At 42.1% G+C, this 14,707-nt stretch carries 11 protein-coding genes; 1 reads left to right on the forward strand and 10 read right to left on the reverse strand.

What is annotated here, in order from left to right:
* Positions 1-53: 53 nt before the first annotated feature.
* Together AFM12_RS11885 and AFM12_RS11890 are read right to left on the reverse strand one after the other, a co-directional pair.
* Complete coding sequence (locus AFM12_RS11885; protein ID WP_229308497.1) at positions 54-1,409, reverse strand: RsmB/NOP family class I SAM-dependent RNA methyltransferase; 1,356 nt, start codon at positions 1,407-1,409, stop codon at positions 54-56.
* Positions 1,399-1,917, reverse strand: a complete 519-nt coding sequence (locus AFM12_RS11890; RefSeq protein WP_055148473.1) for a mechanosensitive ion channel family protein — start codon at positions 1,915-1,917, stop codon at positions 1,399-1,401. The genes AFM12_RS11885 and AFM12_RS11890 overlap by 11 nt, the downstream gene beginning before the upstream one ends.
* A gap of 98 nt (positions 1,918-2,015) precedes the next feature.
* Here AFM12_RS11890 and AFM12_RS11895 point away from each other — a divergent pair, with 98 nt between their 5' ends.
* Positions 2,016-2,573 carry a thioredoxin family protein gene (locus tag AFM12_RS11895; RefSeq protein WP_055148475.1) on the forward strand — a complete coding sequence of 186 codons (558 nt, stop codon included), beginning with the start codon at positions 2,016-2,018 and terminating at the stop codon, positions 2,571-2,573.
* Positions 2,574-2,577: 4 nt separating this feature from the next.
* Here the strand turns inward: AFM12_RS11895 and AFM12_RS11900 are convergent, their stop codons facing one another.
* From AFM12_RS11900 to ade, 8 genes are all read right to left on the reverse strand, one after another.
* Positions 2,578-5,445, reverse strand: coding sequence for an ELWxxDGT repeat protein (locus AFM12_RS11900; protein WP_055148477.1), 2,868 nt, complete (start codon positions 5,443-5,445; stop codon positions 2,578-2,580).
* 111 nt (positions 5,446-5,556) lie between these two features.
* Positions 5,557-6,654 carry a DNA polymerase III subunit gene (locus AFM12_RS11905; RefSeq protein ID WP_055148479.1) on the reverse strand — a complete coding sequence of 366 codons (1,098 nt, stop codon included), beginning with the start codon at positions 6,652-6,654 and terminating at the stop codon, positions 5,557-5,559.
* Positions 6,644-7,831, reverse strand: coding sequence for a putative sugar nucleotidyl transferase (locus AFM12_RS11910; RefSeq protein WP_055148910.1), 1,188 nt, complete (start codon positions 7,829-7,831; stop codon positions 6,644-6,646). Before AFM12_RS11910 ends, AFM12_RS11905 begins: the two co-directional genes overlap by 11 nt.
* Positions 7,832-7,909: 78 nt before the next feature.
* The gene (locus AFM12_RS11915) at positions 7,910-9,502 is read right to left on the reverse strand and encodes a S8 family peptidase (protein ID WP_055148481.1); all 1,593 of its coding nucleotides are present in this window, start codon (positions 9,500-9,502) and stop codon (positions 7,910-7,912) included.
* 130 nt (positions 9,503-9,632) lie between these two features.
* Positions 9,633-10,949, reverse strand: a complete 1,317-nt coding sequence (locus tag AFM12_RS11920; RefSeq protein WP_157687385.1) for a DUF937 domain-containing protein — start codon at positions 10,947-10,949, stop codon at positions 9,633-9,635.
* Positions 10,950-11,048: 99 nt separating this feature from the next.
* Positions 11,049-12,143 (reverse strand): M20 family metallo-hydrolase, encoded by a 1,095-nt coding sequence (locus tag AFM12_RS11925; protein ID WP_216598511.1) that lies wholly within the window; start codon positions 12,141-12,143, stop codon positions 11,049-11,051.
* A gap of 59 nt (positions 12,144-12,202) precedes the next feature.
* Positions 12,203-12,988, reverse strand: coding sequence for an acetylglutamate kinase (gene argB / locus AFM12_RS11930; RefSeq protein WP_055148485.1), 786 nt, complete (start codon positions 12,986-12,988; stop codon positions 12,203-12,205).
* A 6-nt stretch (positions 12,989-12,994) separates the two neighbouring features.
* Positions 12,995-14,644, reverse strand: a complete 1,650-nt coding sequence (gene ade, locus AFM12_RS11935; RefSeq protein WP_055148487.1) for an adenine deaminase — start codon at positions 14,642-14,644, stop codon at positions 12,995-12,997.
* Positions 14,645-14,707: the final 63 nt, after the last annotated feature.

Genomic DNA, 14,707 nt, shown 5'->3' on the forward strand with positions numbered 1-14,707 from the left:
CATCCAATGATTGAACTCGTTCGAAACAAATCATTGAATGAGTAAATCACTGCTTATTCAATATCCATCCGGATTCGCCATTCTTTTGGGAGATAATTGTTCACCCGATTTCCGATAACCTTGGCCCAGCCAAGCCCCAGCCCCTGATAAGTAATCAGATGCCAACCGTTTTCGGCAGAACCAAAGTCAAAAGACTCTTTTTTAAGAAAGAGCAAGGCTTCGTCTTTGCTAAGGTCTATTTTTGGGACTTTTAAAGAAATCTCCGAACTCAAAGCCAGGGCGTGAGAAGGTACAAAATTGTTTTTCTTAAAGGTACCAATTTCAAAACCTGAGGAACGCCTGAATAAGCCTTTTAACACGGTTCCGAAATCGCTTGCTAGTTCTTTGGGAACGGCGACAATGCCGTCATCTTTTTTAAGGAAAAATTCAAAATGCTCCGGTCTTTCCAGCCAGCTTGTGAGCTCTTCTACCTGTTTTTTGGGTAACCTGTTCAGGCGAATTTTTGCCGTGGTGTAATCTGTATCACCTCCTTTTTTTTGTAAAGCGGCAATATAAAACCCTTCTCCCGTTAACCTGTGGGGATAAAACTGATAACCCGGCTCGCGGGATTCAATTTCGGGGAAGGTAGAAGTATTAAGCGTCAAAACCTCAAAGTCCTGATTTTTGACAAACCATTGTACATTCTGGTGGTTTTCTTCCGGGTTATACGTACAGGTGGAGTAGATTAAAACCCCATCCGGAGCCACCGCCATTGCCGCTGCTTGGAGAATTCGCTTTTGACGTGCCGAACAAGTTGCCACCGCCTCTTCTGACCAGTGGCTGCTGGCATTTTTGTCTTTTCTGAAAAGTCCTTCACCGGAGCATGGAGCATCTACCAAGACCAGATCAAAGAAACCCTCCAGATCGGCAAATTCCTCGGCGTCATGATTGCTGACAATGACATTCGGAAAGCCCCACTTCAAAAGATTTTCTTTGAGAATGCTCACTCTACTTTTTATCACTTCATTAGCTACAAGCAAGCTTTCGCTGTTCATTAAATCGGCCATGAGGGTGGTTTTTCCACCGGGAGCGGCACAGAGGTCCAGTACTCTTAAAGGCTTTGAGAAATCCACGGTTTGCACAAGAGCCTCTTTAAGAAACATGGATGAAGCCTCCTGTACGTAATATGCCCCGGCATGAAAGGCCGGATCAAGCGTAAAAACAGGGCGTTCTTTCAGGAAGAAAGCTTCGGAATGCCACCTTACTCTATCGGTTTTAAGGTCATCGAAAAGTTCAGTAAGCTTCTTTCGCGAATTCAGTCTTACACTTACCGGAGCATCACTCTTAAGTGTTTCAGAAAACTGATCAAATTCAGTCCCGAGAAGGTTTTTCATCCGTTCGACGAAAGCCTCTGGTAGTCTATTTGACACTTTTCGAATTTTTTAATTGAACAATAGCCTTTTGAATGGCAACATTATTGGGATAAGAGACCAAATCGCCGTTTTCATCCTCTATCTGAATGGCAAAAAAGGTAATGTCTTTCACCACCCCAATTACGGAATCATCTTTATCCATAATCTTGATACGGGAGCCGATTTTAAAAGGGAAATTGAAAAACAAAAGCACTGATGCGGTGATATTGCTTAGCATTGACCAGGAGGCAAAGAGGGCTACACCGGCTACCGCAAAAAAGGAAGCAAATATTCCTTTAAACTCTATGTCCCAAACAAAACCAAGTCCAAGCAGGAGAATCAGGAGGTAAGTGATGTCAAAGAATTTTCTGGCATAGACACTACGGGCTTTGTCCAGGCCATGTTTTTTAGCTTGCTTTTTTATGATGCCATCAGTGATGGATCTTACAATAAAAAAGATAAGAATGCCAACGGCTGTGGCTACCAGTTCAAAAAAACGGCTGTCGAGAAATGTATCAAAATTCATCGGGCAAAATTACGAACAAAGTTTTCTAAAGAGTGCAGCAATCGCACAAAAGAGCTTCTGTAGGATTTTTGTATTTTTGATTCAAAAGTAATCGCGATATGGCTCTTACAGAATCCAACATGCTGCCCATTGGCACAAAGGCTCCTGATTTTATACTTCCGGATACCGTTTCAGGTCGAAAAGTTTCCTTAGACGAGCTCAAGTCTGATGTAGCTACCGTAGTTATGTTTATTTGCAATCATTGCAAGTATGTGAAGCACATCAATGGAGAGTTGGTCAAAATAGTGGAGAAGTTTCAGGAGAAAGGGGTGAGTTTTATTGGCATCAGTTCTAACGACATCGAAAATTTTCCCGAGGATGCCCCTGAGGAAATGAAAAAGAAGGCTGCCGAGCTCGGCTATACCTTCCCTTATCTCTACGATGAATCACAGGAGGTAGCCAAAGCTTATGATGCAGCCTGTACGCCGGATTTTTATATTTTTGACAAAGACCTCAAACTCGTCTACCGCGGCCGAATGGATGGCTCCTCTCCAGGAAACGGCGTCCCTATAACGGGCACTGATCTCCGCGGTGCTCTAAGAGCAGTGGTTGCCGGCGATTTTGTCTCTGAAATTCAATATCCAAGTATGGGCTGTAATATTAAGTGGAAGGGGTGATTGCTTAATACGGACAATCTCTAATTTCGGCTTTAAATACGGCTCCGGCCTCTATTTGAGTCCCTGGATTCAGATTGATTTTATTGCTTGCTTCCAGGCTTGTTTTAACCGGTGAAACCAATTGACTTTCTAAATCAATACTATTTCCACTCTGGAATGTTCCATTCTGATGCTGTACCTGATTTATGGTAATATTATCCGGGCATGTAAAATCCATTACCCAGAGTTGGGTGCCAATGTCATTTGTTCCCATTGTGAAGTAAAGCTTCCGACCATTAAGATGATAATTTTCAAAGGCCGAATAGGGGTATACCGGACTTTGAGGAGCTTTGAATATTAATTTTTTTGGTTGGTTATCCTGATAAAGCCAGATTTCATTTCCTGATTCCAAACCGTAGTAAAGAGCAGATACTACAATGGTTGAACTGTCAATTGGAACATATCTTATATCATCGCTGTACAAATAATTAAAGCTGAGCAGGGTGTCTGTCGTAATAAAATTTCCTTTCGATTTGTAAAGTCTCTTCAGGTTTGTGTTGAGATTTTTAGCTTGAAAAAAAAGTGAATCACGAAAACCAAAGATATGGTCAATAGAGGTGTCATTACCGTAGCCACCGATATTAGTGAAGCTGCCTTGGGGGCTTATTTTTGAAAAAGTATTAGGAGCGGAGGTAGCTCCGTTTTTAAAAAAGAGGCCATCAGATAGTTCTGCGATTCCAACATAATGATCTATTCTTTTCGAGCTGCCAAGTATTTGAACTCCACTTTGGTTAACAGCGTACACTTCGTCATTGCCCGTGGAATTATTGAAAACATTATAAAAAGCTGTATCGCCCCTAACATAGGCCTCATAACCATCCTTAGAGTCAATATTGGTTCTTAAGGAAGAAGTGGCAGGAAGTATTCCTACCTGAAGTGTGCCGGATGCAGTTCCGTCAGTAATCCAGAAAGCCCTGGGTGATTCGGTGACAAAAACTGCTTTGCTTTTCAGACTTCGTAACGCATGAGGAGAACTACTCGAGTTTCCAGCATTAATATCCTTCAGGAGCATCGTTCCAGCGGGTGTACCGTCTGTAACCCATGGTTCCTTTCCAAAGGGATGTTGATCCTCAACAAAAATAACTTTTCCGGTAGCAGCTTTTGTAAACCATTTTTCAATTTTTCCTGTACTCTCCGTATATAGATGAGACAGACTTTTTAAATCAGTGATGTTTTCAGAGACCATATTATAGGCTTTTATTTTTGAAGCCAAAGGGTGCATATAGATCAGGTTATCTCCGATTATCGCGAAGTCATTGATTGTATTATGGGCCGAATTGCCATTTGGTGTAGCCTTGTCGTATTTTGTCCAGTCAAAAAGCTGTATTGTGCCAGCAGAAGTACCGTCTGTTTTCCAGAGTTCGCGACCGTCTTTATTATTACTGGCCATAAAGAAAGTTTGATCATCATAAGAGAAAAAATCTGAGGGCTCAGGTTTAAACAGGGCCTCATTAAAGTCTTCTACAAGGTTTATCTGAGAACCGTCTGTCTTAAGGAGTTCATAGCCCAATCCTTCTTTATAGGCATTAAAAAAGAAGGTATTACCGGTAAGGCCAAGCCCCCCTTTATTGTTTTTTGTTGAGATTGAAGGATCAATTTCATCTAGCTTTAACGTTCCAGCTGTTGTACCGTCAGTAGTCCAGATATCAACTTCTCTCTCGCCTTCTGAGTAATTATAAGTGGTTATAAGTTCGATATACGCCCTTGAGTTATTGATCCAGATTTTTGCTTCGGCGGAATGTGCGTTTGAAGAAAGCTCTTTAACCAGTTTTGTATTAGCTACTGTTCCATCTGATTCCCAAAGCTCAAAGCGATTTTGAAATGGAGGGTTTTCGATACTAAAAATTTGATACACTTTCCCATTCAAAATAAAGCTACTATTTAGCCCCATTTGAGAGGAGATAAGAGGAAGATAGCTTTGGTTTAAAAGGTTGACTTTCCCGTAACTAGTTAGGTTTCCGAAATAGAGGTCATCGCCAAGTAGTTGTAGTTGTTGAGGATAAAATCCACCGTTTGTGTAAGGCTGAGGATAAATCAATTGAGTTCCGGATGAAGTACCATCAGTCTCAAAAATTGCTCTGAAAGTATGAGTAGTGTTTTTGGCGGCTACAGCTGAGAAGTAAAGTTTGCCATTTGCACTTAAAAAGTTGCTAGGATAGGAGCCTTCTGATCCCGGTAAAATGTCTTTCACAATTACAGTTCCACCTGCAGTTCCATCTGTTTTCCATAACTCCAGACCATTGATATCATCATTTTGACTGAAAAAAATCTCATTATTAAAAATGGTTAGATTTTCCGGAGGGTTAGGACCAAATTGTTTTATTTCGGTACATCCTCCATAATTACCATCACAAGACATCAATCTATAGCAATTACAAAATGTGGAGTTGTATTCTGTGAATAGAAGTTTGCCATCAAATACGGTGAAGTTTTTCATTGGATTTCCATCACTTTTTTGATAGACCAGAATAGGGGTAGTTCCGTTCAATGGAACAGAACCCAACATTTGAGTATTCCCGGAAGAAGAATAATAAACCATATTATCCCCCAGTCGAAAGGCCTTTGAGAATTTTCCAAGAGATGTAGATCCGGAACCTCCATGTAGGTTTCTGACTGTTGTGTCACTCGGGGTAATGAATTTAACAGAGCTTAACAAATCAGTTACAAAAAGATCATTTTCCCTTATCAGGATTAAGCTGTCTCCGGTGATGGGATTGTTGAAGTTTTCATGATTTCGGTAATACGTATTGCCCGTACCGTTACCTATCTGCTTCAGAAGTTGTTGTGCATTCACGCCGTAGGCGAAAAGTAGAAGGATTAGTAGTTTTTTCATGTTTATAGAGATGTGAAAATATGTTTTGAAGTTACCACATTAATTGAATCAACTATCAATTGATCGGTATTATTCTTCGTACCAAATGCCGCTTTGGGGAGGAAGGTTGTATTACTTAATCAACCTCGCCATTTGAAGCGAGAGATCAAGGAAAACGATTTTGGCTCTCACATTTCGGTCAATGTGGAAGATGGCTTCGTCAACTAGCTCAGAGATTTTTGAGAGGTTGTTGATATTGAAAACCTTTGAAAAGTTCTTCACAAAGTCGAGTGGTTTCTCTTCCAGTTTTACCATGTTTTCATTGCCGCTGGCCATGAGAAAAATTTCCCGGAAAACGGTAAGACCGTACTCCAAAATTTGTTTTTCCTGCTCCTTGCTGAGAGCGTCAAAATCATCAGCCATCGGTACCAGCTCCAGCACATTGAAAGCATAACAATATCGCATCCAATTGGCAAACCAATCGTGCATATTGTCATTTTTTGCGTTAGCGATCTGATAAGCCTTTAAGAGATTTCCCTCTGAAAGGCGGGCTATCTCTTTTGAACGTTCAGTTGTCGTTCCTTTTTCAACCAGATAGGGAACGATATCCTCTTCCCTGAACTTTGGAACAGCAAATCGCTGAGTTCTGGAGATGATGGTGGTTAGTAAATTTTGAGCATCATTGCACACCAGCATGAAGATTGTTTGCTCAGGTGGTTCTTCCAGAATTTTCAAAATGGCATTGGCCGTCGCAATACTCAGATACTCCGGCAGCCACACATAAATGAGTTTATAGCCGCCTTCATAAGATTTAAGGGAGAGGTTTCCGATTAACTTTCTGGCCTCTTCTACAGGAATATTTCCCTGCTTAATGCCGATTTTCTCAAGCCATTCGGTGATGTCTTTATATGGATGATCAAGCACAAACTCACGCCACTCAGCCATAAAGTTTTCTGACAGAACCTTTTTGCCACCTGCTGTGGGAAAAATAAAAGAAACGTCAGGGTGAATCAGTTTATCAGTTTTCAGGCATGATGAGCACTGCCCGCATGAGTCGGTGTTTGTTGGATTTTCACAACTAAGGTACGAACCAAAGGCTAGTGCAAGTGCGAGATTGGCTGAACCCTCTGAGCCATGAAAAAGCTGGGCATGAGCCACATGGTTTTTCTGCACACTTTGTATGAGTGTCCGTTTTTGCTCTTCCAGACCTTTGATATCACTAAACCTCATTGGTTATTTTTTGCTCATTGATGTGCGAAAGAATGAGTAAGTCTTCTTCTGATAATTCAATTTTTCTGCGGCTCATGGTGGCATTGATTACCTCAATCGCTTTCTCAAAACGATAAGGCTCATAACCCTCAGCGGCTCCCCCCCAAGTGAAAGACCGTATAAGTTTTGACTGAAAACCAGCACCGAAAACATTACAACTTACACCTACCACTGAGCCCGTGTTAAACATGGTACTTATACCTGCTTTGCTGTAATCACCCATGAAGGTGCCGCAAAAAGTCTCTCCGGTTGGTGTCATTCCATCGGTGTGGTAATCGTAGAGTTTAACTTCAGAATAGTCGTTTTTGAGGTTTGAAGCATTGGTGTTCGCCCCTAAATTACACCATTCACCAATGTAGGAGTTGCCAAGAAAGCCGTCATGAGCCTTATTGGTGTAGGCATGAAAAATGGTATTACCCACCTCGCCTCCAACGCGGCAGACTGGCCCCAGCGTAGTGTTTTGTCTGATTTTAGCCCCATAGGCTACTTTTGCTTCGGGCCCTATAGAAACAGGGCCAATAATAACTGCTCCTTCCTGAATGACAGCATCTTTTCCGATATAAACAGGGCCTTCCTCAGCATTGATAACGGCGGCTTTGATGTTTACGCCCTCTTCAAGAAAGATGTTCTCCTGACTATAAACTTTGGTATATGGATCAGTAATTTCCTGAGAAGTCCGACCTGCTGTAATTAGTTTGAAATCGGCTTCTATTTGAGAACCGTTATTCAGGAACAGGTCTGGTAGATGTTTAATAGAGAAAGTATCTTCCGGTTCCAGTTCTATGATTTCCGGGGCTTTGCCCAATTCCTGAGCACTTTTTCTGGCATCAGAGATGTAAGCGACTATCTCAAGACCAGAGGCAATCACCTGCCCGGGCTTTAGGTTTTTTATGAGGTCAATTAATGCGGGAGTTGGCAGAAAGCTGGAATTGATAAAAACATTTTCCTCTTTTAAAATGAGTGGATATTTGGTTTGCAAGTACTCCTCGGTATCTAGTGATACACTTAGATTAAGTCTGTTTTCCCACTTCTCTTTAATGGTGAGAATACCAACCCGAAGCATACCAATAGGCCGAGTTAAAGTGAGTGGCTTCAGGTGATTTCTGAAGTCAAGATCTTCAAAGAGGATTATATTCATAAGTGACAAAAATAAGCCCAAATTAAGCTTTCGCATAATTTGGGCTCACTGAAAAACGCCAATGTTAATAAAAAGATATTATTGCTTTCGGGTCAATTCCATCGCCAGTTTTACGGCCTTATAGGCATTTACCACACCTGCAGAAGTGCTAAGCTCGCCAAAAGCCACTGTATCACCACCACCCGGTAACTGAACCTGCTGATTATTAAATTTATCAGAAGACTCCAGAATGATTTGCTTGAGCTGACCGGCGGTTAAAGTGGGGAAGTAAGACTTCAAAAGAGCAGCTACACCGGTAACTGCCGGTGCTGCCATGCTGGTGCCTTGTTTTTCCTCATATTTTGAGCCCGGAACCGTAGAGTAAATGGCTACTCCCGGAGCAAAAACGTCTACAGATTCATCTCCATAGTTACTAAATGTCGCAACCATCTCGTCACCTTCTTTGTAGGAAAGAGCACCTACTGTTATCCAGTTATTCGCTTCTCCTCCGTCTTTATAAAATTTCGTTGGGTAATGTCTGTGGATGTCAATGTCAGCGTTGTCATTGCCCGCTGCAGCAATCAAAAGTACACCTTTTGACTCCGCATATTTTACGGCATCATCCACCCAGTTTTTCTCCGGAGAATATGGCTTTCCAAAACTCATGTTAACGATTTGAGCACCGTTGTCAGCAGCGTAACGTATTGCATTCGCCACATCTTTATCTCGCTCATCGCCATCGGGCACCGTACGGACCACCATGATTTCCACATTGTCTGCCACGCCTTTTACACCTTTTTCATTGGCTCTGTCAGCGGCTATAATACCGGAAACATGAGTGCCATGCATGGCTCTCGGGCCTATCACTTCATTATTTCCATATTTGGCATATTGAAGCTTTTCAGGGTTGTCACCCACAATAGCTCTTGGGTTGAAATCAGGATTGTAGTTATAATTCAGTTGGCCTTTGAAATGGTCAATTCCCTCCTGAATGGCAGCTTTGCTGGCACCCTGATCCACCAAGTACAACCAATATTTTTTGGCTTGTCTTATTTTTATGTCGGCGTCGGCCTCTTTAATGGCTTCAACGGCTTCTTTGCTCAGGCTTTCAGTTTCAAGATATTCCTTTAACAAGTCTTCAGACGAGGTAAAATTGGTCAGAAGGCCTTCGTACATGGGCAGGTACTGGGCAGCTTCCTGTTTTTTCTCCTCAATCTCGCCTTTGATTTTCAAGTATTCGGCGTATTCCTCCTTGTACTTTTTGATTTTTCTTTTCTTCGGCTTTTCGCCAAAAAGCTGGTCATATTTAACCATTAAACGGGCACTTTCCAGTTGCTCTTGTTTCACATCCTGGCCGTCAGGGCCTCCAATAAAGTCCCAGCCGTTCATGTCATCAATGAAGCCATTATTATCATCATCAATTCCATTATCGGGGATTTCATCACGATTTACCCAGATATGATCTTTCAAATCTTCATGCTCAATATCAACGCCTGAGTCAATAACCCCTACTATAACAGTTTCAGATTTTCTACCCTGAAGCAGTTCTTTATAGGCTCTTTCTACGCTCATTCCCCGAACGCCATCCTGCTCATAATCAAGGTTATGCCAGTTGAATTTTGATTGAAGCTCTTGAGCCGAAATGTTTAGCGATAAAACAATTGTCGCCAGGCTCAGGATAAGTTTATGCATGCTTTTGAAGTCTTTTTAAAATAGGATGCGAAATAAGTAATAAACTGTAATACAATAAAATATATTGTAAAAATGCTATCCTGTTAGGAGTAACCCTAAGACCTGAAAAGCTGCAATTTTTGAAGAAATATCAGGGGTTCACCTTAATGACTACCGGGCCATCAGTGCTTTTTTGACGTGAAATCTGCACCCGACCTGAGGGAATTCCTTTCTGATACAGAAGACCCTTGAGAGCGTAGGCACGGTCTTCAGATAGTTCTTGATCACCTCCACCACCTTTAACTTCAATCGTGGCTGAAGGGTTGGCTTGCAGATATTTCACCAATTGTGAAATACTACCTTCAGAAACAATTTCTGCACTGGCGTATTTATAGCTCAAGCCGTTGATGCCTATGAAACCAGAGGACCTAAGTTTTGAGCTCATCGGACGGTTATCCGGAGTGCTTACCGGCGGGAGATCATTGGGATTTGATCGGCTTGGGTATCCAGTTGAGGAGTTACGTTGAATTCCTTTGGACCGGGCTGTATTTGTACTAACAGGAGCTGATGTGGAATTTGATTTCTTTGTATTTTCGGAAGTATTCCCGACAAAACCATTGGTGTCTGATTTTGAATTTTCTGAGCTAGCCGAAGTTCTTTCTTCTATCGCCGCAGAACTACTTTCTGTCGTTTGAGCCGAATTGTCATTTTTGTTTCTATCAGGATTCAGGGCTTCAAACATTTCGTCAGCATTAGTTTGAGCAGAGCTGTCGACAGAAACTTGTTCCGAAGACGCTTTTGAATCTCTCGTGATAGGATTACCCCCATCTATTCGACCTTTGAAGGTATAATATAACGCACTCAGACCGAGCAAAACAAGGAAAAGCCAGGCCAACCAACCCAGATTAGAATCTTTTGTAGATTTCCTTTCCGTAATTACAGTTCTTTCGTCTGGCAGGGCCTCATGGTTCTCCGCCTCTGCAACCACGGTTGACTGAAAAGAGGAGGTTTCCCCTTCATGAAGCATGGCCGCGGTGAACTGTTGGTTCGTCCAACCATTGGTTCTGATATTTTTGCCCAGTTTACCCAGCACCAAGGGGGCCGCCAGACTCAGTAAAGAAAGTGCAGAGCTTTTAGAAACTCCACTTTCAGCTGATATATCCTGAGCATACTTGTCAAGATTGGTTTGAAAAAAGTGAGTATTAATGTTCTTGCCTATAGTTACCAGTAGCTGGAGCTTGTCTTTTTTGCCAAAAAGGTTAGAGAGGTCGTCAATAAGATCACCGGAGTGACCACCGTCTTTGATAACCTTTGCTATACTATCGGCCGACCCTGCTGTTTTTGTGATATCAACTAAACCAAAGAGCATTGTTTTTAGTGCAGACTCAAATCCGGAAGATGATTTTTCCAACGATTCTCCAAGGAATTCGCTGAGATTAGCCCGGGCTTCGGGACTAACTTGAGACACTAAGTTATTAACGATGTTCATTGTGTTACGCTTTGTAAGAAAGTATAGTTGATACCGTTAGTATCAGGATTCACGAAACAAACGAATCAAATATGATGCCTAAATGCCCCTTTGGCTAAACTCAGGATTATTTTTCAACTCTTTTAAAACCTTGGCATAAAGTTCAATTCCTGCATTGATTTCACTCAGTTTTATGAACTCATCAGCGGTATGCGACCTTGCGGAATCCCCGGGGCCCAGTTTTACGGTTTCAAAGGGCATAAGTGCCTGATCAGAAAGTGTTGGCGAACCATACGTTTTTAGTTGCAAACTCTTTGCGACATCCAGTATTGGATGATTCTTTGAAATACCCGATGAGTTTAAACGAACAGACCTTGGTGTGACCTCACAACTCACCTTACTGTTAATAATTTCAAGCGTTTCAGTGAGTGAATAAGCATCTGTAACTCGTACATCTACCGTAAAACGGCACTCGTCAGGCACCACGTTATGTTGCGACCCCGCATTGATAACGGTCAGAGACATTTTCATCTTGCCCAGTGTTTCTGATATTTTGGGAAATTCGAAAGTCTGAAACCATGAGATGTCTTTCATGGCCTTTGTGATGGTGTTTTCTCCCTCATTTCTGGCGGCATGGCCGGCCTTTCCTTTTACAAGGCAATCCAGTACCATAAGTCCTTTCTCTGCTATTGAAAGGTCCAATGAAGTTGGCTCGCCTACTATCCCGAAGGTTATTGGAGGAAGGTCTTTGAGCAATAACTCAATGCCGTTTTTTCCTGAAATCTCTTCTTCGGCCGAGGCCGCAAAAATTAGATTAAAAGGCAGTGATGAGTCATAATAAAAGTGAACAAAAGTGGCCAAAAGAGCCACCAGAGGCCCGCCGGCATCGTTGCTTCCGAGTCCGTAAAGAATGTCGCCTTCTACCGTGGGCTCATGCGGGTCGCGGGTATAGGAGGCGTTCGGCTTTACGGTATCATGATGGCTGTTAAGAAGAATTGTCGGCTTTGATTTATCAAAATGCTGGTTGCGACTCCAGATATTATTTCCAAGTCTTGAAAATGGAATGTTTCGCTCTCTGAAAAATTCCTCAATAAGGTAGGCCGTTTCATCCTCCTCACGGCTTAAGGAAGGTGTGGCAATTAGTTTTTTAAGCAGTTCAATTGCTTCTTTTTTCAGTAATTCATCGACCATCATGACTCAAAATTAAGGGAAACAATTCAATAGAGTTAGGTTGAGGGTTTTCGAAAAAGCAATCAAGTGAGGCTTATGGCTGTTCCGGCTTCCCCGGTTTCAACAGCTAATTGAAGTTGATCTGCCTCACAAATAATCACTTTATTAACTCCGGCAGCTACAGCAGCAAAAGCATTATCAAGTTTAGGGATCATGCCGGCGTAAATGACCCCATCTGCTTTATACTTTTCGTAATTCTCTGGGTTCAGTTTAGGAATGACAGAGTCGTCATCATCGGCATTTAGTAAAACGCCTTTTTTCTCAAAGCAATAGATGAGATTAACTTCGTGATTTTCAGACAAAGCTCGGGCCACCTCAGATGCTTGGGTGTCAGCATTGGTATTGAGCATACCATGCTCAGGATCAAAAGAGAGCGGTGCAAAAACTGGGGTAATATTCTGATTTAAAAGAGATTCAATAAAACCAGCATTGACGGATTTGATATCGCCAACAAAACCGTAGTCAATTTCTTTAACTGGTCTTTTTTGAGCCAAAATCACACCCGCATCTGCTCCGCTGAGCCCTATGGCATTGCAGCCATTTTGTTGTAATGCAGAAACCACGTGCTTGTTGACTTTCCCACCATAAACCATGGTCACCACCTCCCGCATGGGTTCGTCCGTGATACGTCGTCCGTCCACCATTTTGGTTTCAATGTGTAGGTCGGCAGCAATTTTGGTAGCTATTTTTCCACCACCATGCACCAGTATTTTTCGGTCTTTCAATGATGAGAAGTTTTTGATAAACTTTTGAAGTTTGGCTTCATTATCAATCACATTTCCACCGATTTTGATGACGTTAACTGTCATATTTGATTAGTTCTTTTGTATTTCCAGAAGAGATTTGAATTCAAACTTGCCACCATCAAAAAGGCCGAGGTCAGAAAGCTTTAATTGCGGTATAACCAGCAAAGCCATAAAGGATAGAGACATAAAAGGTGCAGCTAAGACAGAACCGAGCTCAGTCTTAGTGAATTTGTCAATCTGCTCATAATCAGAGGCTATGGTTTCCGCGTTTTTATCGCTCATCAGCCCGGCCACGGGCAAAGGGATAACTCCCATTTCTTCGGCGGCCACAGCGGCAATTCCCCCTTTTTCACGGACTACCAAATTAATGGCATCGGCAATAGAGTTATCATCTGTGCCAACGGCAATTACATTATGTGAATCATGGGCTACAGAAGAGGCAATAGCTCCTGTTTTTAACCCGAAACCATGAATAAAGGCGACTGCAGGTTTAGCTTCGCTATACCTATTGTGCACCACCAGTTTGAGTATGTCTTGTTCCGTATCAGCAATAATCTCTCTACCCTCACTTAAAGGAATTACCTGAAAGCTGTCGGTGACCAATTGTCCTTCATTAACCTTTATGACATTAATTTTTGTATCAGGGTTTTCACTGATGATTTTCAGGTCAGTAGCCATCACGTCACCGGCTTTGAAGTTATTGAGGATACTGTTTTTGGGTTCGGGTAAAAGTGATTTTCCAAATTCGGCAACTTTTTCACCGTTGATCCAGGTAGCTGTCACTTTAAAATTTTTGAGATCGGTAACCTGAATAAAATCTGCAGGATCACCTTCTTGCAAAAGCCCGATATCAAGACCATAATGTTTGACAGGATTCATGGATGCAATTCTCAGAGCTTCAAAAAGTGGAATACCAGCTTTTATTGCTTTGCTAACTAAGGCATTGATATGACCTTTGAGAAGCTCGTCAGGATGTTTGTCATCAGAGCAAAACATCATTTGATGACTCCACTCTTTAGCCAGAGGAATTAAAGCCTCAAAGTTTTTAGCAGCACTCCCTTCTCTGATGAGGATTTTTACACCCAGTTTGAGTTTCTCCAAAGCTTCTGCCTCTGTGAAACATTCATGGTCGGTAGTGATACCATTTGAGAAATATTTCTCTGCTCCTTCTCCGCGTAGGCCGGGAGCATGGCCATCGATAGGCTTCCCCATTCTTCGTGCAATTTCCAGCTTTTTAATGACCTCTTCGTCTTCATAAATGACGCCCGGATAGTTCATCATTTCTGCCAGATAGCCTATTTTGGGGTTTCTTAACAGCTTTTCAATTCCTTCGGAGTCTATAACCGCTCCAGCAGTTTCAAAGGTCGTTGCCGGTACACATGATGGAGCTCCAAAAGTAACTTTGAAAGGAGTCTGAGAGGCATTGTCAATCATATAATTGACGCCTGTAATCCCCAAAACATTGGCAATTTCATGCGGGTCTGACACCGAACCTACTGTTCCATGGCACAGTGCAATTCTGCCAAATGAGGCTGGCGTAAGCATAGAACTTTCAATGTGGACATGAGCGTCCACAAATCCTGGTAAAAAGTAGGGTTCTTCGGCTTTCTCATCACCGAGATTTTTAATAGTGAAAATTCGTCCTTCATTGAGGATTAACTCACCCCAAAAAATGCTGTCTTCGAATATGTTGACAATGTTGCCCTGAAGTACTTCCATGAAGGCGAAGATACGAAGGCCGTCAAAGAACCGGGCCTCTGATGTACCCTTTTTAAATAAAAA

This window comes from Jiulongibacter sediminis (assembly GCF_001306455.1).
Lineage (GTDB): Bacteria > Bacteroidota > Bacteroidia > Cytophagales > Spirosomataceae > Jiulongibacter > Jiulongibacter sediminis.